General features: G+C 34.4%; 15 protein-coding genes and 2 pseudogenes. 11 read left to right on the top strand and 6 right to left on the bottom strand.

Annotated features, from left to right (window positions below):
* The first annotated feature begins 582 nt into the window (after positions 1–582).
* From LEP1GSC059_RS05545 to LEP1GSC059_RS24615, 6 genes are all read left to right on the top strand, one after another.
* Positions 583–1,380: a MotA/TolQ/ExbB proton channel family protein gene (locus LEP1GSC059_RS05545; protein ID WP_017215601.1), complete on the top strand. Its 798-nt coding sequence runs from the start codon at positions 583–585 to the stop codon at positions 1,378–1,380.
* Between the two features lie 26 nt (positions 1,381–1,406).
* Positions 1,407–1,826, top strand: coding sequence for an ExbD/TolR family protein (locus tag LEP1GSC059_RS05540; protein WP_017215600.1), 420 nt, complete (start codon positions 1,407–1,409; stop codon positions 1,824–1,826).
* 2 nt (positions 1,827–1,828) lie between these two features.
* Positions 1,829–2,239 carry an ExbD/TolR family protein gene (locus LEP1GSC059_RS05535; RefSeq protein WP_002177881.1) on the top strand — a complete coding sequence of 137 codons (411 nt, stop codon included), beginning with the start codon at positions 1,829–1,831 and terminating at the stop codon, positions 2,237–2,239.
* A gap of 3 nt (positions 2,240–2,242) precedes the next feature.
* On the top strand, positions 2,243–2,833 hold the full coding sequence (locus tag LEP1GSC059_RS05530) for an energy transducer TonB (protein ID WP_004455851.1): 591 nt from the start codon (positions 2,243–2,245) through the stop codon (positions 2,831–2,833).
* Positions 2,834–3,440: 607 nt separating this feature from the next.
* On the top strand, positions 3,441–3,617 hold the full coding sequence (locus LEP1GSC059_RS24830) for an Rpn family recombination-promoting nuclease/putative transposase (RefSeq protein WP_420323974.1): 177 nt from the start codon (positions 3,441–3,443) through the stop codon (positions 3,615–3,617).
* Between the two features lie 179 nt (positions 3,618–3,796).
* Positions 3,797–4,006 carry an Rpn family recombination-promoting nuclease/putative transposase gene (locus tag LEP1GSC059_RS24615; protein WP_337587744.1) on the top strand — a complete coding sequence of 70 codons (210 nt, stop codon included), beginning with the start codon at positions 3,797–3,799 and terminating at the stop codon, positions 4,004–4,006.
* Between the two features lie 227 nt (positions 4,007–4,233).
* Here the strand turns inward: LEP1GSC059_RS24615 and LEP1GSC059_RS05525 are convergent.
* The 5 genes and pseudogenes from LEP1GSC059_RS05525 to LEP1GSC059_RS05505 all read right to left on the bottom strand — a co-directional run bounded on the left by LEP1GSC059_RS05525 (position 4,234) and on the right by LEP1GSC059_RS05505 (position 11,686).
* Positions 4,234–5,791, bottom strand: a pseudogene (locus tag LEP1GSC059_RS05525) (YceK/YidQ family lipoprotein).
* Between the two features lie 469 nt (positions 5,792–6,260).
* On the bottom strand, positions 6,261–7,022 hold the full coding sequence (locus tag LEP1GSC059_RS05520) for a DUF1554 domain-containing protein (RefSeq protein ID WP_017215599.1): 762 nt from the start codon (positions 7,020–7,022) through the stop codon (positions 6,261–6,263).
* Positions 7,019–7,837 (bottom strand): fibronectin type III domain-containing protein, encoded by an 819-nt coding sequence (locus tag LEP1GSC059_RS05515; RefSeq protein WP_017215598.1) that lies wholly within the window; start codon positions 7,835–7,837, stop codon positions 7,019–7,021. The genes LEP1GSC059_RS05520 and LEP1GSC059_RS05515 overlap by 4 nt, the downstream gene beginning before the upstream one ends.
* Before the next feature lie 4 nt (positions 7,838–7,841).
* The gene (locus LEP1GSC059_RS05510) at positions 7,842–9,437 is read right to left on the bottom strand and encodes a hypothetical protein (RefSeq protein ID WP_017215597.1); all 1,596 of its coding nucleotides are present in this window, start codon (positions 9,435–9,437) and stop codon (positions 7,842–7,844) included.
* Positions 9,434–11,686: an adenylate/guanylate cyclase domain-containing protein gene (locus LEP1GSC059_RS05505; RefSeq protein ID WP_002177815.1), complete on the bottom strand. Its 2,253-nt coding sequence runs from the start codon at positions 11,684–11,686 to the stop codon at positions 9,434–9,436. Before LEP1GSC059_RS05505 ends, LEP1GSC059_RS05510 begins: the two co-directional genes overlap by 4 nt.
* A gap of 146 nt (positions 11,687–11,832) precedes the next feature.
* Here LEP1GSC059_RS05505 and LEP1GSC059_RS05500 point away from each other — a divergent pair, with 146 nt between their 5' ends.
* Positions 11,833–12,843 carry a mechanosensitive ion channel family protein gene (locus tag LEP1GSC059_RS05500; protein WP_002178024.1) on the top strand — a complete coding sequence of 337 codons (1,011 nt, stop codon included), beginning with the start codon at positions 11,833–11,835 and terminating at the stop codon, positions 12,841–12,843.
* A gap of 49 nt (positions 12,844–12,892) precedes the next feature.
* Positions 12,893–13,729, top strand: coding sequence for an LA_0991 family prenyltransferase-like protein (locus LEP1GSC059_RS05495; protein WP_020980438.1), 837 nt, complete (start codon positions 12,893–12,895; stop codon positions 13,727–13,729).
* Here the strand turns inward: LEP1GSC059_RS05495 and LEP1GSC059_RS05490 are convergent.
* Positions 13,722–14,420, bottom strand: coding sequence for a fatty acid desaturase CarF family protein (locus LEP1GSC059_RS05490; RefSeq protein WP_002177812.1), 699 nt, complete (start codon positions 14,418–14,420; stop codon positions 13,722–13,724). The two genes, LEP1GSC059_RS05495 and LEP1GSC059_RS05490, sit on opposite strands and share 8 nt — an antisense overlap.
* A gap of 307 nt (positions 14,421–14,727) precedes the next feature.
* Here LEP1GSC059_RS05490 and LEP1GSC059_RS24825 point away from each other — a divergent pair.
* The 3 genes and pseudogenes from LEP1GSC059_RS24825 to LEP1GSC059_RS05480 all read left to right on the top strand — a co-directional run.
* A pseudogene (locus LEP1GSC059_RS24825) lies at positions 14,728–14,827 on the top strand (CopG family transcriptional regulator); the annotation flags it as partial.
* A 543-nt stretch (positions 14,828–15,370) separates the two neighbouring features.
* Positions 15,371–17,314, top strand: coding sequence for a WGR domain-containing protein (locus LEP1GSC059_RS05485; RefSeq protein ID WP_017215593.1), 1,944 nt, complete (start codon positions 15,371–15,373; stop codon positions 17,312–17,314).
* A gap of 298 nt (positions 17,315–17,612) precedes the next feature.
* Positions 17,613–19,124 carry a WGR domain-containing protein gene (locus tag LEP1GSC059_RS05480; protein ID WP_017215592.1) on the top strand — a complete coding sequence of 504 codons (1,512 nt, stop codon included), beginning with the start codon at positions 17,613–17,615 and terminating at the stop codon, positions 19,122–19,124.
* The last annotated feature ends 15 nt before the right edge of the window (positions 19,125–19,139 follow it).

Genomic DNA, 19,139 nt, shown 5'->3' with positions numbered 1-19,139 from the left:
GATCGTGTCCCATAATCAATTGAAACTAAAGATAAAATATTACATTTCTTTTATGCAATTTATTGCTGAGGGTGAAAGCGCGGCCCGGCAACGCCGGATTTCCCCGATTTTCTTTCGCTAAATTTACAGGATTGAAGTGCAAACTTTTATTATGTGCTCTTAGTAATCATAAAAAGTGAATTACTCTGGACTTAGTTAAACGCAAATTTCAAGTTACTCAGAAAAATAAGGCTTGGGTTTAAGATACAACGTATCTCGCTAAATCTTTCTTTGGATCTCTTAAAAGAAAATGAAGTATAATTGCTTTTATCGAATTCAAGAAACGGAACAATTATTTTAAATGAATCTGTTTATCAATTTTTGAATATTCTAAATTTTTTAACTTGATTCAAAGTATAAACCAAAACCGATCTTCGCATCTAACCTTTTTAATAAGAAAAATCTAAATTTTAAGACATGTCATAAAATGAATTTGTTTATCACACTCAAAGTATGCTCTAAATCTTAGATCCGTAATCCTTTTGTAATCACTTAGTAACAAATCAAAGATATATTTCAGAGACATTTTAATCGGAGACGTCGATGAAATTTTTCTCTATAAAAAAAGAATTCAAATGGGTGTTTGTAACACTGATCCTTTCTGGAATGATTTCAATTTCCACATCTGTAATATTCGCACAAAATAAAACACCAGAACAAACACAAACCTCCCCCGCAACCGAAACTCCTGCACCCACCAAAGCAGATAAAAGCTGGGGATTTGTAGATCTTTTTCTTTTAGGTGGTTGGACCATGTATCCTTTAGCACTTTCTTCAATCGTAGCTTTAGGAATTATATTTGAAAGAATTTATTTCCTATCTACAGCAAAACTTCTTCCCAAAGGTTATAACATAGATTTAGGGGAGACCATGGACTCAAAAGGTTTGGACTCGGTTCGCGGTTTTCTAGACGAAAGAAAAGATTATAAAATCACTCAAGTTTTAGCAGGTGGAATCGAAGTATCTTCCGGAGACGCTGAAATTTTCGCGAAAGGTGTAGAAAGAGAAGCAGCAGAAGTAATTACTATATTAGAAAGAGGACTTGTGATCCTTGCAGCAGTTTCTACGATCGCTCCTTTGATCGGATTTTTAGGAACCGTTTCCGGTATGATCAACGCATTCGACGCAATTGCAAACGCTGATCAAGTAAATGCAAAAGTAGTTGCTGGCGGTATTAAAGAAGCGTTAATTACAACCGCTGCTGGTTTGATCGTTGCAATCCCAGCAATGACATTCCATCAATACCTAACTTCTAGAATTGACGGTTTCACTTCCGAAATCGAAGAAGCCGCAAACAGAATCTATAAGGAATTCCTAAAGAGAAATTCCCAAAAAGTATAATCGTTTTTTTGAATGTAGGTATTCTTATGATCCGAATCAAAAAGAAACGCACCTTAGAAGAAATATCCGCGTCTTCCATGTCGGATATTGCATTTCTATTATTAGTATTTTTTATGGTTACCGCCGTATTCTTCGTAAAAGAAGGATTGAATATTCAACCTCCTAGAAAGAACTCAAATCCTACGTTGATTCTGCGAGAAAACATCTACGAAATATTGATTGCCGGTGATCTGGTTAAGATGAAAAACAAATCGATCGGAACCAAAGAATATAGAAATCTAATCGATTTCAGACAAGAACTCAATTTGATTGAAATTCCAGATATAGAAAACAAAGTCGCATTAATAAAAACAACTGGAGAAACGAAATACGGCAACATGTTGGATGCGTTATCCGCTGTTCAAATCCGGGGATTTAAACAGATTTCTGTAAAAAGGCTGAAATAAATATGAGTTTAAAAAAGAAAAAAAATCCACCTTCAATTCCAGTCAGTTCAATGGCCGACATCGCATTTTTACTTTTAGTTTTTTTTATGGTTACTTCTGTCTTAGATACGGATCCAGATTTACCGATCGCCCTTCCGGATGTTCCAGGTGGAGAACAGTTAAATAAAAAAATTGCAAATCTATATCTCGGCGCAGATAAAGCGGTATACTTTAATCAAGTTAAAATGCCTTTGAATGAAGCGATCAATCATGTAAGGGCCAAACTTACCACCACTCCCGATCTTAAAGTTCTGATCCACGCAGATAAAAATTTACCTTATGCAGAATTAGACAGTACATTCGAACTTTTGAAAGAAGCAGGTGCGTTGAAAATATCCCTAGTCACAAAAACCACTCAAGGTGGAGGTCTTTGATCGATGGTTCAATCTAACTCTACAATTACCATTGTGAAAAAGAATAGGTTTAGAAGATGGATCGATCGCTATCGGATGGAATTTTTTCTTTCCATTTCTTTTCTTCTACAAATATTCATTTTGTTTTTTTGGTACACACCTTCTGTTCAATTCGATCGATTGGATCGACTTGTAGATGAAGTTGCATTTGTAGATAACTTAGTTATTCAAGAACCAAACGTTGGAGAAGCAGCAGACGACGGAGAATTTGAAGTAACTGATACAATTAAAAAAAAGGAAGATCCTAGAATTGCTGGCGCACAAGACGCAATCATTTCCGGTGCAACCGCTCCAGTGGATCTAACTCCAAATATCACTCCGGAGTATCCCGATGAAGCTAGATCAGCAGGTATTACCGGAACCTCCACTTTAGAAGTAATCATTGCAGAAAATGGGCAAGTATTAAGAGTTCGTTCCGTTGGAAAATCCCTTGGGTTCGGTTTGGATGAAGCTGCAATCGAGGCATTCTATAAAAAAAGATATTCCCCTTCCATTCTGGACGGCAAACCGATTACAGTTAAAGTTCTAATTCCAGTTCGATTTAGTCTTTATTAATATAAATAAATTAGAATATTCTAAAAAATAAGCCTAATCCAAATCTATAGGCTTTCTTAAAATAAATACTACATTCCAAATTTTACAACAAGCTCAGTCTAGTTTTATTATCATCCGAGTAGTAACATCAAAAATTCTATGATAAAAAATCCGGCTTCAAAATTCATAAGTAACTTAATTTGTGGGAACTACCGCAAATCGTAGTTTTACGGTAAAAAAACCTAAAATGTGCGATATTACTTTTTCTAATTCACATTCAACCATACAATGTGAAAGATTTTGTAGGAACGACAACAACCCTATTATAAATGTCTAAAAAATCAAGATTCAAATCCTAAAATAAGTTCTGATGTTTTTTTCTAAGTTTAAAAAAACAACAATCTAAACCGCCATTCAATTCAGTATTCTATTATATAATAAATTTGAATATAGAATATTTTAAAATCGCCATTCACGTTAAACTAAACTATAACCAAAATTAACAACCCACACGATCGATTGATCCGAGAAAGTATTTAAGATAAAAAAGAAGCAGTCATATATTTTTTTTTAAAACTACCGTCAGAAGTAGTAAAAATATTAAATTTAGAATTCAGAATTCAGTTTTATTTTAGAAGAACTCAGACAAGAACAAATAGATCTACTATTTAAAATTCCTCTCAAGTCTGGAAACAAAACTAATGTGCATTTACTATTCGAACATAAGAATTGCGAGTTCGACGTAAGAAAATCAGGGCAAATCCGGCTTGCCCAGGCAGCTAGACCGAGCTCTCAGCTCTGGTAAATAAATTGCATACGCAAAACTTTATATACTAATTTTCTTTAGTTTTAATAAAACACAATCTGTCGAGCGACCCGGAAAACTTAACGAATGCCTCTCTAAAAATCGACATTTAGGGAGCGATGTATTGAGTTAAAGAAGCGAGACGCTGAATTTGAGAGACATCTTGCTATTTTCCTTGCATCGACCTCTTTCGTGTAAATTCACATTATTTAGATAATTCGATCTATATACAACTACTAGGTTATCTTACAAAAATCTATCGAAACCAACATAAAAACGGAAAACCCATATCCGTTGTAATTCCATTCGTATTTTATCATGGTGAAAAAAAAATGAAAGTTAAGAAATCGATTCTTAGATCAGCTCGTTTTAACAAATCAAGAAGTTAATATTCTAAAAGACTTTATTCCCAATTTTAAAATAGATTTATTTGATCTAAAAAATAGAACTAAAAGACAAATTAGAAAATACTACCTTTTAAGTCGCTCTGGGAGTTGTTCAAAAAAATTTGAGTAGGTGACTTAGAATTTATCTCTCATTTGAAATCCAATTCTTCCCATTCCTTCAGATCGGATTCAATCCATACAAATGGTTTTGTACTATACATTAGAATATTTTATTTTTTTAAAGCATCAACTCTTTTAATTTTGTTTTTCATCCACTCTGTTAATATCTTACGTTTAAGAGAAGAATTATAATAAGAATTCTCTAAGGCAGCGTGAGGATTGTATAAATATTCTTTTCCAAGAGAATATCGTTTTACAGCTAAATCCGTCTGAGCTCCATACTTCAATAATAATTGCAATGAATTTATGGATACTTCTTTCGTGTCTTCTAAACAAAGTATCAAAAAAGTATCTTCTTCAATCCCATCAATCCAGCGATCGTTTACGAATACGTTTTTTTTAAATCCATAAATTCGATTCGGATCCAGTCCCGCTTGTAACAATTTTTCGAGTATCTTAGGAAATCGGAGCACAGTAAAAATCATCTCTCGATCGGATGCAAAAAATATATTAAAATCGGAAACGTGTTTTCCGATAACCTCTATAGAATCAGGATTTATCTACGGCCTTTTTAAATAAATTTCCAATAGAGATTTTTGTTTCTTTTGGAAATTCCTGAAATGCTTTTTCTAAAGCAGGATGGTTATAAGCAATAACTCCAGACGAAATCGCTTCTTTCCAAACTGGATCCAAACTTTTTTTTAAATGAGGAAAATCCTTACGAATCATTCTATCTAGTTCCAATAAAATTTGAATTTGGTTCTTCCAAAATTCTTGATTTGTTTTCGGAAGTCCTAAGTTTGAACGGACTTCGAAAGATTCATAAGTACTTTGAGAACTAGGGCTTATGACAAAATCAGGATAAAGTCCGTCTCGACTTTGTTCCGAATAAAAAGAAGCAATCTCCTGGAACAAAATGGCTGTGTCTTTTGAATCTGAAAATTCATCTAAAATTTTCTTTAAAACTTCCGGATTACGAATGAGTCCCTCTTTGGAAAAATAATTTCTCCATACAATTGTAAAATAACTTTGCCATAAATTTTCATTATACTTAGATTTTAATTCCGGATGTTCCCTAAACTGTTCATAGACTATACCTACAATTTCAACGTGTTGTTTCAATTGTAATCCTGGATCTATTTTACCATTAGACGAAACTGACATCAAATATTCTAAATTTTTATTGAGGACAATTCCTTCCTTTTGTAGATCCCCAATACGTCCTTCCAGATCTGAAATAGACTTTAGCAACTTTATATATATGTATTTACTATCTTTTTCTAGAATTTCTAAAGTTAAACTTAGAATGTAGTTCGAAGAATTCTTTGCTATAAACGTATAAAGTTTTTCTTTCCGCGTGTTATAATACCAACTTTTAGATCCAGGTGAACCGGATTCCACATATAAGTAATAAGGAAAAGATACCGGTAAAAGGATGGTATCGAGCACGAGTGTAAAAGGAAGATCAATTAGAATCAATATATCCCAAATTTTTTTTGAAAATGGCTTAGGAGGACATGTTTCCCAGATCAAACGTTCCAAAGCAAGTACTGCTCCAGAATACGGATAGATCTTTTCTTTTCCTTCAAAAGTAAATATAATAGCAGATGTAGTATTACAACTGAATTGGAATATAATTAAAATCGATACAATGAACTTAAAAAACACATTCAATCCTATATTAAAAAAATGAAATTTAACTCGTTATAAAACTCACGTTACATTAGAATTATCACAAAATCGGCCCTCTTCCGTTTTTTTCATTAGAGTTGTTAAAAAATTAATTCTTGATCTGTTTATATTGGATTGAAATGGACAATTGAAGCAATTTTACGAATCTTCACTATGGAATTTTTCAACAACTCTATTAAACCGAATCAATAAAACCACTTTGTTAATCATAGATACGTTTTTTCAAAAACTCCATTTATACACAGTTCATTCTTAATCTCAAATAACATTCAAAAAAAGAATATAAAGAACCTAATATGTTTTTGTTTTATTCATCCTCTTGCTGATCTCTATAAAAATAAGTGCCGTTAATTCTATCACAAAACGCTGATTCCATGTAAAATATTAGGTACTCATTATATAGTTATGAGTAATATCATTGTTCCAAGTTCGTTCGTTTGTTTTTTTATTGCCTAACACAGACTAGTTTCCTGGAAATACTACAATCTAAAGTAAAACCTGCGGCAATAGACACGTTAGAAACAGTGTCCCCGGAACCGAACTGTCCATTGTTAAGGGCAGTTCCATCCGTCCAGTTGACACAGTGATCCGGACTGGAAACCCAATCGTTTTCTATTCCGGTCCACCAAGTAGCCGCCGCGTTAGAATCAATCGAACTGAGAGATGGAAAAACTACAATCCCCGCAGAATTAGTAGTAAATACTTTTACGGGAGAAGTGACCGTTCCCTTATAATAATCCTGATTAGACAAAAGAACCCAATTTGTATTTTCCGCAGAGTTGACACAATTAGGAGTGGCATTACAAGCCCTTCGTATTGGAGCCACCGTCGAAGCAATCAAAGCTTTATAGTCTGTCCCTTTTCCGGGTAAAGAAACAAAGTTCGTGTTTTTTTCGTTCGCACAAATGTTGTCTGCTCCGGTCACCGTGCCTAACTGTCCCGTTGTTCCTGTAACGGTAACAAAGATATATTTCAATTCAAGATTTGGATCAGAAACGTTATTCGTGTTGTTTGAATTCAATAGAGGTAATAAAAAAAGGCTCGGATTTAAATCAGGAAACGGAACCGAACAACGCGATATAAAACAAAACATGATCAAAAAAGAATATATTATTTTTTGAATATCTCTAATCCAATTAAAAAAAATATAAATTTCATTCCATAAAGAAGGGATCTTTTTTAAGAAACCGTTTTTTTGTGCGATCATTCTAACTCCCTCCGAAATCCGATTTCAAACCTTCCCAAAGAAAACAAAGCGTTCGGTTGTATATAAGAATCATTTCCTCTGAATATACTTTCGGGTTTGGATTCTATCAAAACGGTAGTAGAATGAAAAGAACGTTTTTCCAACCATACGTTTAAACCATAACTCAAAAGAGCTAAAAGACCTATACTCACTTGATTATTTTGATGTCTTTCATATTCTTTTTTGTCTCCGTCCCTTTGATGAATAAAATAAATTGATACCGGCAAGGGTGCATAAAAAGAGACTAACGTTAAAAACGTGGAGTCGTTTGTGGTGGATTGTGCAAAAGAATTACCAGCGACTCTTTCCGCATTACCCGCAACCGCAAGCGCACCAAACCATAAAAAAATCAAAGATGCCTTGGTATATTCTTTTCTTTCGATCGGCAACAAACCAGGAACCCAAACCTTCCAGGTAGAAACTCCCGCAGCAGCCAACTTTTTTTCCGCTTCCACAACACTTTTAGGTCTGTCTTGTTCGACTTGAAAAGAAGACCACTGGCTCCAAGAAGATGGTTTTCCAAAACGATTCAGAGCCGAAATCCTAAATTCGTATTCACCTGCGGGAATTAAAAATTCTAAACTACTAGTGACCGTTTTTTCTTCGGCTACAAGGGCTTCAGGATTAGAAACTTTTCTGACTTCCACTTTATAACCGTTATTTCCTTTTACTTCGTTCCATTCTATGTAATAAGTATACTTTCTTTCCTCTGAATATTCAGAATAACTAATAAATAAACAAAAAAGAATCAAAAATTTTAAGACTATAGATTTCAAGTCCTCACTCCCCTTTTTTACCAGTCGTTTTTGTTTCGGGAGTAGCTAAATCCTCTCTCAAAACAATCGTAAATTCCGCCTTGCTTTGATTAGATTCGTTTCCATCTTGAATCAACGCCCAACGAAATTTTCCAACGTCTAAAACACTTAGATCCGTTAAACGAAAGGATTCTCCGTTTACAGATCGTTTGAATATAGACTCCCCATTTTTTCCGTAAAGATTTAGATTCCACTTCTCCACTTTAGAATTAGAGTTATGTTTCCATCTAAATACGATCGAATTGCGTCCCGTCATATCCACAGTCCCACCCTGAATAGGATATACCAATTTAGGAATTATCTCTAACTTATTTCTGTTAAAATTATCTTTAGAAATATTTTCTTTCTGCTCAGTAGATTGAACCTTTTCTTTCTGAATCGTTTCTTTTACAGAAGTAGTTTCAGAACTTATAATATACTTTACATCTTCTACAGAAAAAGATCTAACTTCCGATACGGAAGACATACCTGACAAATTAGAAAAAGTTTTTACTCTCCAGTGATACTTACCTACGGACAAAGGAATCGAAATCGAAGTTTTAAAAACCGTAATCTGTTTAAATTCAGATTTAAAATCAGAAGATTGCGAAATTTCTAAAATATAACCGGTGGCCAACTGGGAAGGTTTCCAACGAAAAGATTGTAACGTAGCTCCTTCTAGAGTTGTATTCTTCAAGGGAAATAATAAGGCCACAGGAGGATTAGGCAGAATTCTGAATTTACGAACTTCGGAAATTTTTTTTCTATCGGAGGAAACGATTCTCCAATAATAAATTCCCTCCGGAAAACTATCTTCTGTAAAATCTCCTTTAATTTCTTTTTTAAATATTAAAGAATTAAAATTTCTGTTTAATGAAATTTCTAATAAACCGACAAAGAGAGAATCGGATTTCCAGCGAAACACTATTTTGGCTTCTCCAGTTTCCGGAAAAATCCTATCATTATCCAAAGGTTCCAGCAATTTCCATTCTTGTCTGATCGGTATGGCTGTATTTTTTACTACTCTGACATTTTCTCCTTCCTGAATCAAACCTACATTTCCTTCAGAGCTAATCCATCTCAGATTTCCTTTTGTAGATTCCACCACATCTTCGGTATTATTTTCGTTTCGCGTTATGCGAAATATACCCTGTTCGTCACCGGATTTTAAAACGTTTTTTCCGGAAATCAAACTCATAGAATGATCGGTCTGTATTTTTACGGAACCTTCTTCCAGTTTTAAAAGTTCTTCTTCTTCCTTAAGATGAATTACAATCATAGATCTGGGATCTAATTCAAACTTAGTTCCAGATTTTAAAGTAATGATCGCTTCTGAAAGTTCGTCGGTCCTAACAGAATCTTGATTAAAAATCGGAAAGTTCTGTTCCACATCTTGCCAAATCATATGATCCGAAAATTTTCTCTGAGCGGTTCTATATTTAAAAGTAATGTTTCCTACAGCTTCTCTTTTCCCGAAATCCACAGCCCCTTCTTTCCAAAAAAGAAAAAGAGAAACTCCTAAAACTAAAAGAGACAAAATCCCTACAAGAATCTCTTTATTAAATTTAGAATATAAATTCATGCTAAAGACCGAGAAGGGTTTTCAGGATCTGGGATATCGCATAACGTTCTTAATTCTTCCAAAGACTTAGGACAATCCTGATCCTCTTTCCAACCTAACACCGCATAGATGACTTGCGGTTTTTCCTTGCCACGGATCCAAACGGGAGGAAGTTCCACAAAATTAAAATGGTCCTTTGTTTGTTGATACGTACTTTCAGAAATTAGAATGTCCGTACCAAATTCCTTATTTAAATATTCAATTCTAGAAGCGAGATTAACCGCATCTCCGATAACTGTAAATTCTAACTTCTTTTCGGAACCAATTTGTCCAACGATTACAGGTCCAGAATTGATCCCACAACCAAAACGAGTAAAAGGACGACCAATTTCTTTTCCTTTTAGATTAAATTCTATCAACGCCCTTCTCATCAACAAAGCAGCGTTAATCGAATTTTTAGCTTCGTTTCCATCATGAACCAAAGCTCCCCAGTGAGCCATCACGGCATCGCCAATAAACTTATCCACAATTCCCTGAGTCAGATAAATACATTCTACCATTTCGGTGAAGTACTGATTTAAAAATTCAACCACCTCTTCCGGTTTCATCTTTTCTGACATTCCGGTAAAATTTCTAAGATCCGAAAAAAACACCGTGACTTCCCTATTTTCTCCTCCCAATTTCAGATCGGAAGATAACGCGCGTTCGGCGATCTCCTTATTTACAAACTTTCCAAACGTATTTTTAATTTTTTCTCTTTCTTCCAAACCCCTCGCCATTCTTAAAAACGAATTGGTAAGAACTCCTACTTCGTCGTGTGTAGTAGCTCGAATGTCGACGACGTAATCCCCTTGTTCTACTTTCTTAGTTGCAGAAAGAAGTTGAATAATAGGTATCGTAAGCGTCCTTGAAAAAACGAATACTACAAAAAACGCAACCGATAAAACAGAAATCATAATCCAAAGATTTTGTCTTCTAATCTGATACACCGCTTCAAAAGCGATATCGGCGTCTAACGTAGAGATAATTCCCAAACCGCCCACTTCCAATTGTTGATAAGAACCTAATACTTCTCTGCCTTCAAAATCGAATCGTTGAGAACCATTATCTGAAGGACTGCGTAACATATTTTCCACAAGAGGATGTTTTTTATAGTCCTTTCCGGAAACCGCTTCCTTATCGTTAGAATGAGCAATCAAGTTTCCGGAAGAATCCACCACGATCATTTGAAAAAAATCGGTTTGTCTAACACTGAGAAAAGAACCTAAAAATTCAGAAGCGGAAAAAACCAAACCGCAAATTTTGTCATCTATCGGAAGTAAAACCGCAACCGCGGGAAAACCAAATTCAGAAGAAACATTCAATATTTCTAATGTATTTGATAGACGGGAAAAAGATTTTTCCAACGCTTTTTTTAAGTGTGTAGAATCAAGAACAACCGAATTAGACTTTAGAAATTTTGAATTCCAAAAAAGGGAATCTATTTCCCAAACGGAATTTACCGCCTTACTTTTAAAACGTACGTATGCCACCGCATTAGAATTGGTTTTAAAAAATTTTTCGGAATCTTCAGAACGAAAGTCCTGAATTTTACGAGTAGTTTCTTTTAGTTGTCCACTCAATTGAAGTCCTGTCATTCTAGCAAGAGATAGATTGTATTCTTGAATTAGAATTTCACTGTATTTCCTAAAAAAATACGTGGCCATCGTAATCATCAGCCCCATACTGAGAGTGATAATCGCGGAAACGATAGAAAGTAATTTTACACGAATGGTAAACCTAGACGGACGAAACGATTGGTCACCGTTAATCTGGCGAAAATGATTAAGAAAATCATAATATTTTGATTCGATTTGGGAAAGCTCAGAAATCTCCGTCCAAACCAAACAGTTTGTATTTCTGGAACGGTTTTCTAAATAACGAAAAAATTTAGAAGAAGACTCTACATTTGCGGAAAGTATTTTATCTCTGTCCGCGGATGAAATCGTAAAACCGGCTCGTTTGAGATCTTTTATTAGCTTTAAAAAGTTTCTGGATTTTTTTAGAGATAAGGCTTGTTCTGCGGAAAGACAAAAAACAATTTCTCGAATTCCAAGAGAAAGTTTTTCCGAAATCAAACTTCGTATGATCAGATCCAGATCCTGCAAGTCGGAATGAAGATTTGGTAGTTCTTCCCAACGAACCGATTTGTCATTTTTATTCTTCCATCGATCCAACATTCCACCTTCCTTAAGTCTGGAGCAGAATAAGAACGTTTTCTGTTCTGTCATTCTAAAATCTAAAATTTGAATACAAACCTATGGAAAGAATTGAACAAAAATAGACACGATCCGACTTGAAATCCTTAAACCTTACATCAAAATGAAATCAAACGATTTGATCTTGCACGATTGGGATTTAGATAAAAAATGTTCTCATGAATTGGAACGAAATTCAAGACTGGTTTTCTAAAGACTTTCTTTGGGAATTAGGAAAGGCAACCGGAGTTTTTCTTTTCGTATTATTTTTTGGTTATCTATTAAGCGACAGAATTAACCCCAGGTTGTTTGGTTTTTTTTTAGGAGATAAAATTCCAACCTCCCATCCGATTTACAAAGCGGGAAAAAAGATCATTCGTTTATTTTTCTTTTTACTCTCTTCGTTTTTATTTCTCAAATTTTTAAAACTCACTTCAATAGAATCCGTCTCTTTAGGTTTCAAAATTCTTTCAATCATACTTGGAACGATCTCGATCTCTCATCTTTTTTCGGCGGCGTTCGAAACCAAAATAGAAGGAACGATTTCTTCTGCTTCCATCATAGGTAACGCGATCCGGATTGTATTGTTTGCGGTTTGTATTTTATTGATTCTCCAATCTTTAGGAATTTCAATCGCCCCAATTTTAGGAGCCCTAGGAGTCGGAGGTCTTGCCGTCGCACTCGGTTTACAACCTACACTTGCAAACTTATTTTCCGGGTTAGGAATCTTGCTCGGAAAACAGCTTAAAAAAGGTGACTACGTTCGGATGCAAGGAGAAGGATTAGAAGGTTACGTTCAAGACATCACTTGGAGAAGTACTACAATTCGAAAATATAATGATAGTGTAATTGTAGTCCCAAACTCCGTGATGGCGTCTTCCGTAGTTACTACATTAGAATTATCTAAAAAATGTTTTTCAATTCCAATCGAAGCAAATATAACCTATCAAGCCGATTTAGAAAAAGCAGAGTTGCTTGCCATAAACATAGGAAATGAGGTCTTAAAAAAGTTTTATCCATCCGATTCAATCGGACAAATTTCTTTCTCTTATCAAAAATTTGGACCCAATGTAGTAGGATTCAAAATGGATCTGCCCTGTTTAGAATTTTCAGATCAATTTTTAATTCGACACGAATTGATCAAACGACTACATTCTAGTTTTCAAAAAGAAGGAATCGAATTTAAGTGATAAAATATGTAATCGGCCCAATTAGTTTTAAAAAGAAAGGGACTACTCTATGTTTTACAGAATATTCTATTATTGGAATGTATTAAGTATTGATATAGTATGTGGGGCTGTTTCTTCGGCTTGGTTTGCTTCTTACGTTTTAAATTCGGATCTAAAGACAGAATTTTGGATATTACTTCCTACTACGGTTTGGGTAATTTACAGCGCAGATCATTGGATGGACGGTTGGAAACTTGGTGAAAAAAGCACAAATCCAAGACATGAATTTTATTATAAAAACAGAATATTCTTAATTATTATGACCGGTTTAACAGGAATTTTTTGTTCTATCTACGGAATTTTATTTCTAGGGGAACAAACGTTATTAGTCGCACTGACAATTGGAATTTTCGTAGCGATACATTTCGTGTGTTCCTACTTTCAAGTTTCTTTTTTTTGGAAAGAATGTTCCGTTGCAATCCTTTATACCGCAGGAATTTGGTTCGCCCCGATCCTATCTACTTCTAAAACCGATTGGAAAATTTGGTGTGGTTTATTTTTTTTGACCACACTTTGCAATTCATTCGTAAATTCTTATATGGAAATAGAAATGGATCGAAAAGAAAACGCTGAATCGATTCTAAGATGGGTTTCACAAAAGACATTAAAAAAATTGGTTATTACGTTATCCGGAATAGGAACTCTATTCAATCTGATTTGGCTTTATAAAAATCAATGGGAAATTCTACCGGAATTTTTTTACCTAAGTTTCGGTTATTTAATTCCGGTAAACATTCTATTTTTTGAATCTTTTTTTCAAAAAAAACAGCTCTATAGAATTTTAGGAGAAGGAAGTTTCATCCTCGCCTGTATTCCAGTCATTCTTAGAAAATTGTATCCTATTTAACAACAGGGGGAATCCTCAACATCCAACGAAGAATTTCATAAAATTTTACATATTTCAAAATCGGATTCAACCAACCAGTAGTAATACAAAAATAAGTATCGTGCGGGGGAGTATGATGAACCCCGTGGTGTTTTGGTCCTAAAATCAATTTATATTTTTGTAATATAATTACAAACGTTGAGGGAGAGTCCTGATGCGCCCATTTATGAATTTGGTTGGTGGCAAAAATCCCCAAAAGAAGAAAAAACCAAAACGAAGCAAATAAATAACTAAATACTCCACCAGACTCCCAAAAGAAAACATAATATACTAAAATAGGCAAAGAAACCAGACAGTTATTTCCGTTGGTTTCGATAAAATCGTGTCTTGTAATTCCTTTCGGGTCCACGTGATGATCCCTAAACGGAAATATAAACGCGGGTCCGAAAATAGGAGTGTTTTCAGAACCTACGCTATCCCCCAAAAAATGAACCAGCCCCGAAAGAAAATCAGCTCCGAGCCAAGAAAGTAAAACTACCAAAGGAAACATCCAAACCAAATAGGAATGAACGGTAAAATAATCTAAAAATAATCGAGTCAATTGATAACCAAAATAAATCGAAAGTAAAACGAAAGAGATTACGCTCAATGTCTCTAAAATTCTATGAATCGTTAAATCCGGTTTTTGTAGCTGAGTTGGTTCTGTTTTCATGGCTGCCTAGTGTAGTCTTATTATAGACAAGAATTCAGGCGAGATTTTTTCAGAAAAAGAATCTATCGATTTAAAAAAAATGAAAGCCTTTGGTAAGTTGAACTGTTTTCATTTTTATGATTGATCATTAGAGTTGTTGAAAAATCCCATAGTGGCGTTTAACAAAACTGCTTCAATCGACGCTTCCATCAAAGAAAAACTATTAACTTTTCAACAACTCTATTGTTAATATTCGTTAAATGTCGAAATTAAACTTTAAAGTAAAATTTAACCATATACAAACTTTATATAGAATCAAACCGTCAATATTTCCTTTGAGAAAAGAATTTTAAAAGAAATAGATAAAATTGCAAAGCGAGAACACCGATTCAGTTCCGAACTAATCAAAGAAGCCGCAAGAGCCACTTTGAAAGATAATTCAAATGGGAAAAGTTTTTCGAAATAAGTTCTGTGCAATTAAAGACAGCAGGTATAACTGAAAATTTGATTATAAATGAGATTCATTCAGTTAAGTTGAATTTTTTGAAAATTATTTCTGTCGAACAATAGATTAAGACGGTAAGACATCTAAACTTAAACTGAGGGTTGTACTCAGTGGCACAAGATCGTATCTATTCCAAAATTTATGTTTTTTTGACAGAAATAGACCCGCAATCTTAAGAGTTATTTCTTTATGATAGTAAGGAGCGCTTATTAAAAAACGAAAAAAATACTGTGCCTAAAAGTTCATTAGAACAGATCTTGTAGAAAATTTTATTTACAATCCGTTTTATACATTTTAAAAAGTGTCTCAAAAAAAAAGACAGAAGATATAAATTTATAGATTTAAAAAAAGTAAAATCGAACCACAAAGCGATACATTTTAAACGATTGAGCCCAAAGTCTCATCGTATAGAATCATTTATTTATAAATCTTTAATATACTTAAAAACTTATCTAGGATCCATAAAATGAACCACTATCTAGCATTCAAAGACGGCACATCGGACAAATTTTGGAATATAGAAGTTACCGGAAATTCTTTTACCGTGACTTACGGCAAAACTGGCACGTCGGGAACCTCTCAGACTAAAACTTTTGACAACGAAGAAAAATGTTTAAAAGAGGCCCAGAAATTACTTTCTGAAAAATTAAAAAAAGGGTATATTCAAACTTCTTCCCAAAAAGAAAAAATTTCCAACGACTTTCTCAAAGAATGGAAAGAGATCGCCGATTCTAAAAATTTACAAAACGATTTAACAAAACACTTTTCCTATCTTGCGGATTCTCCCGGATTTGAACCGGTAGTTCGTAAAATTTTTGAACATTCTAAGGCGGCAAAAATAAACGGAAATACGTTGGTAGTAGAATTTAAAAACGGAAATACTCTTACAGCCGCAGCTCCTGGTAATTCAAAGTCCTACAAAAAATTTCCTAAGTCTTTTTTAAATCTAATTGAAAAACACAACACGTTAAAAACAAATCGGTTAGAACTCGGAAAATGTGATTTTGATTTTGATATTTTCGACGAAGGAGATCGGGTCTATGACATTTTCGATGGCAAAGAAAGTAACGTGTTTTGTCCACTCCACTACAGGGACAATTCCGATTGGATCTATCATCCGACCGAAAAAAATAAAGAAGGTGAGCCCGCCATTTTTCCGGTGATCCACGAACTGGAAGACGAAATCAATCCAGTATATTATAATATTGGCTCACTCTTTCTAAAACAACTTTGTGACGAATTCGAAATAGAAGTCGAAATCCCGATCGCAGAACGTCCTGCAGATCCTTCTGCAGACTTAAAAACAAACTGGTGGAATGATCTAAGCGAAGCCTGGAAACAGGCTTTCCGTAACAAATTGAAAGACGAGGAACCTACGTTTGAAAAAATACTAACTTTAGAAAAATTGAATTTAAGTAATTTTGCAATTTCCGATCTAAAACCTTTAGAAGCGCTTCTGTCCGAAAAAAAATTCAAACTAGGGATCATAGATCTCAGCGACACTTCCGTTTCCGATATTGGAATTTTGGCTCTGGCTAAAAAAAAGCTATTTAGTGTGAATATTTCCGGAACTCCGGTCAAAGACGTTTCTATGCTAAAAGAAATTAATTTTTTAACCGCGGATAGATGCTCCGAGTTAAATTTTTCTACCGTAGCAAAATTAAAAAAGTTACTCCAACTTTCTCTGCTAGACACAAAATTGAACGACCTTGAATTTCTACACGACTTTACAGAATTAGAACAGTTGAATATCAACGGCACTCCTCTTACGGACGAACAGATCCAAAAATTTCAGATACGTTTCAATAAAGATCGATTGGAAAAAAACAAAACAGTTTCCTTTCCACGTGATCCACTCAAATTGGATATCCATCCAGAAATTAAAGATCCGTTACTACGAGCGCTTGCGGACAACAGCGACTATAAACCGGAACTTGCTTTGGAGGCTGGAGAAAAACTTTTAGAGCAAAGAGCAGAAAGAAAAGATTTTACAGAAATCCTCAAAGACATGATTTCTATCTGTGGCAAACAAAAGAGCAAGTATATTTACATTAAAACTCCCGAAGGTGAAAAAAAATACGATTTCTTTAACCAAAAAGAAAAAAGATTTAAATACATACTGGATACGGGTGATTTTAGCACTCCTGTATCTATCACGAGCCTCACCGATCCGATCGCAGAGATAGTCGGATTGATTCCGTTCATCTATAAAAATAAGAAGAATTACAAAGCGATCTGCACGATCGAAGACGATTCGTTTTATCACGTCGACGCCATACAGGAAATCATCTCTAAAACCAAATACCACGACGTGACTCTCTCTCAAGTGGAAGAGGCTGTAAAAAAGTCGGATTACGTGGAATATAAAATCAAAGAAAACGGAGATATGTACATCAAAGTAAAAAAATAAAACTGAATCATGCAAGATTCTAAATTACATGATGGATAACTTTAAATTTGAGTAATAATTTTAGTTTAGAATAGAGTTGTTGAAAAATTCCATAGTGGGCGATCAACAAAACCATTTCCATAAGACGGAAATTGATGGAGAATTCATTTTTCAACAACTCTAATATTATAACTCATTCATAATTTTTTGGAACCGCCAAAAAACAAAGAGCATATTTCAATCAATTGATAAAATTATTAAATTTAAATATACTAATTACTTAATAAACTCCAATTTCAAATCATCTAGGATCCATAAAATGAATCACCACCTAACATTCAAAGACGGCTCATCGGACAAATTTTGGAACATAGAAGTTTCAGGAAATTCTTTTACCGTCACTTACGGCAAAACCGGCACGTCGGGAACCTCTCAAACTAAAACTTTTGACAACGAAGAAAAATGTTTAAAAGAGGCTCAGAAACTATTTTCTGAAAAATTAAAAAAAGGGTATATTCAAAAAGAAGAAAATACTACAAAGCCCGAAAATCCAAAATTGGAAAAAGAGAATTATAAAAATTCCATTGAAAATAAAAATCATCAATCCTCAAAAGAGGTTCATAAAGAACAAAACAACATTTCCGTTCCGCAAACCGAAGAGGAAATAAAGTTGTCGCTGCAAAAAATGATAAAACCCGCCGAATCTCACTCTCAAAAAGTTGACTTGAAAGCTCAAGAACAAAATCCAAAAACTCTTCCATCAGAAAATTCTACGGAGTTCAATAAAATCAGTCTTTATTATCAAGGTGAAGGTAGCGATAAAGTTTATCACGTAAACATAGATCCGGCAGGAGAAGGTTATGTGGTTCATTTCGCTTTTGGTAGACGGGGAAGTTCTCTTCAAACCGGAACTAAAACCTCAAAGCCTGTATCTTACGAAGCCGCGCAAAAAATCATGCGCCAGCTCGTACATTCTAAGATGGCAAAAGGATACACGGAAGTAGAATCCGGTACTCCTTATCTACACTCTACAAAAGAAGAACGAATCAGTGGGATTCATTGCCAACTACTCAATCCAATTGATGATGATGAACTTTCCACATATATCGAAAACGATCAATATGGGGCTCAAGAAAAATTAGACGGAAATCGTATGATGATTCGTAAAATCGGAGACAACGTAGAAGGAATCAATCGTAAAGGTTTAATCATTGCTATTTCGCAAATTTTACACGACTACTCTCTTGGTTTTTCAGAAGATTTTATTTTAGACGGAGAAGTAATCGGAGACGTTTTTTATCCTTTTGACATTTTTTCGAAAGACGGAAACGATATTCAACACCTTCCATATCAAGAACGTTATACGATACTGGAATCTATTTTAAAAAATACAGATCCTATTTTTCGTATCGTAAAATTGGTCACTTCCACAAAAGACAAAAAACTTTTACTCGAAGAATTGCGAGAAAAACAAAAAGAAGGAATTGTATTCAAAGATCTGAATGCTCCTTATAAAGCGGGCCGTCCTGCAAGCAAAGGTTCCCAGATTAAATTCAAATTTTATGAAACCGCTACGGTCAGCGTGGAAGAGGTAAATCTAAAACGTAGCGTTAGCATGCGTCTTTACAACGGAAACGATTGGGTTTCTGTCGGTAACGTTACAATTCCGGTTAATTTTGAAATGCCTAAAGAAAACGACATTATAGAAGTACGTTATTTATACGCCTATCGAGGTGGTTCTTTGTATCAACCTACTTTTCTTGGAGTTCGAACTGATATGGACGAAAACGATTGTGACTTAAAACAACTTAAGTATAAAAATGTTCAATAAAAGCGGAATTAAGTT

It is taken from the genome of Leptospira noguchii serovar Panama str. CZ214 (assembly GCF_000306255.2).
GTDB lineage: Bacteria > Spirochaetota > Leptospiria > Leptospirales > Leptospiraceae > Leptospira > Leptospira noguchii.
The sequence above is the reverse complement of the archived record's forward strand: the minus strand, read 5'-3'. Positions and strand labels throughout refer to the sequence as shown.

What these genes read in the sequence shown, in the direction of transcription:
- LEP1GSC059_RS05545 (WP_017215601.1), top strand. Translation starts at nt 583, where the DNA reads ATGAAATTTTTCTCTATAAAAAAAGAATTCAAATGGGTGTTTGTAACA.
- LEP1GSC059_RS05540 (WP_017215600.1), top strand. Translation starts at nt 1,407, where the DNA reads ATGATCCGAATCAAAAAGAAACGCACCTTAGAAGAAATATCCGCGTCT.
- LEP1GSC059_RS05535 (WP_002177881.1), top strand. Translation starts at nt 1,829, where the DNA reads ATGAGTTTAAAAAAGAAAAAAAATCCACCTTCAATTCCAGTCAGTTCA.
- LEP1GSC059_RS05530 (WP_004455851.1), top strand. Translation starts at nt 2,243, where the DNA reads ATGGTTCAATCTAACTCTACAATTACCATTGTGAAAAAGAATAGGTTT.
- LEP1GSC059_RS05520 (WP_017215599.1), bottom strand. Translation starts at nt 7,022, where the DNA reads ATGATCGCACAAAAAAACGGTTTCTTAAAAAAGATCCCTTCTTTATGG.
- LEP1GSC059_RS05510 (WP_017215597.1), bottom strand. Translation starts at nt 9,437, where the DNA reads ATGAATTTATATTCTAAATTTAATAAAGAGATTCTTGTAGGGATTTTG.
- LEP1GSC059_RS05505 (WP_002177815.1), bottom strand. Translation starts at nt 11,686, where the DNA reads ATGACAGAACAGAAAACGTTCTTATTCTGCTCCAGACTTAAGGAAGGT.
- LEP1GSC059_RS05500 (WP_002178024.1), top strand. Translation starts at nt 11,833, where the DNA reads ATGAATTGGAACGAAATTCAAGACTGGTTTTCTAAAGACTTTCTTTGG.
- LEP1GSC059_RS05495 (WP_020980438.1), top strand. Translation starts at nt 12,893, where the DNA reads ATGTTTTACAGAATATTCTATTATTGGAATGTATTAAGTATTGATATA.
- LEP1GSC059_RS05490 (WP_002177812.1), bottom strand. Translation starts at nt 14,420, where the DNA reads ATGAAAACAGAACCAACTCAGCTACAAAAACCGGATTTAACGATTCAT.
- LEP1GSC059_RS05485 (WP_017215593.1), top strand. Translation starts at nt 15,371, where the DNA reads ATGAACCACTATCTAGCATTCAAAGACGGCACATCGGACAAATTTTGG.
- LEP1GSC059_RS05480 (WP_017215592.1), top strand. Translation starts at nt 17,613, where the DNA reads ATGAATCACCACCTAACATTCAAAGACGGCTCATCGGACAAATTTTGG.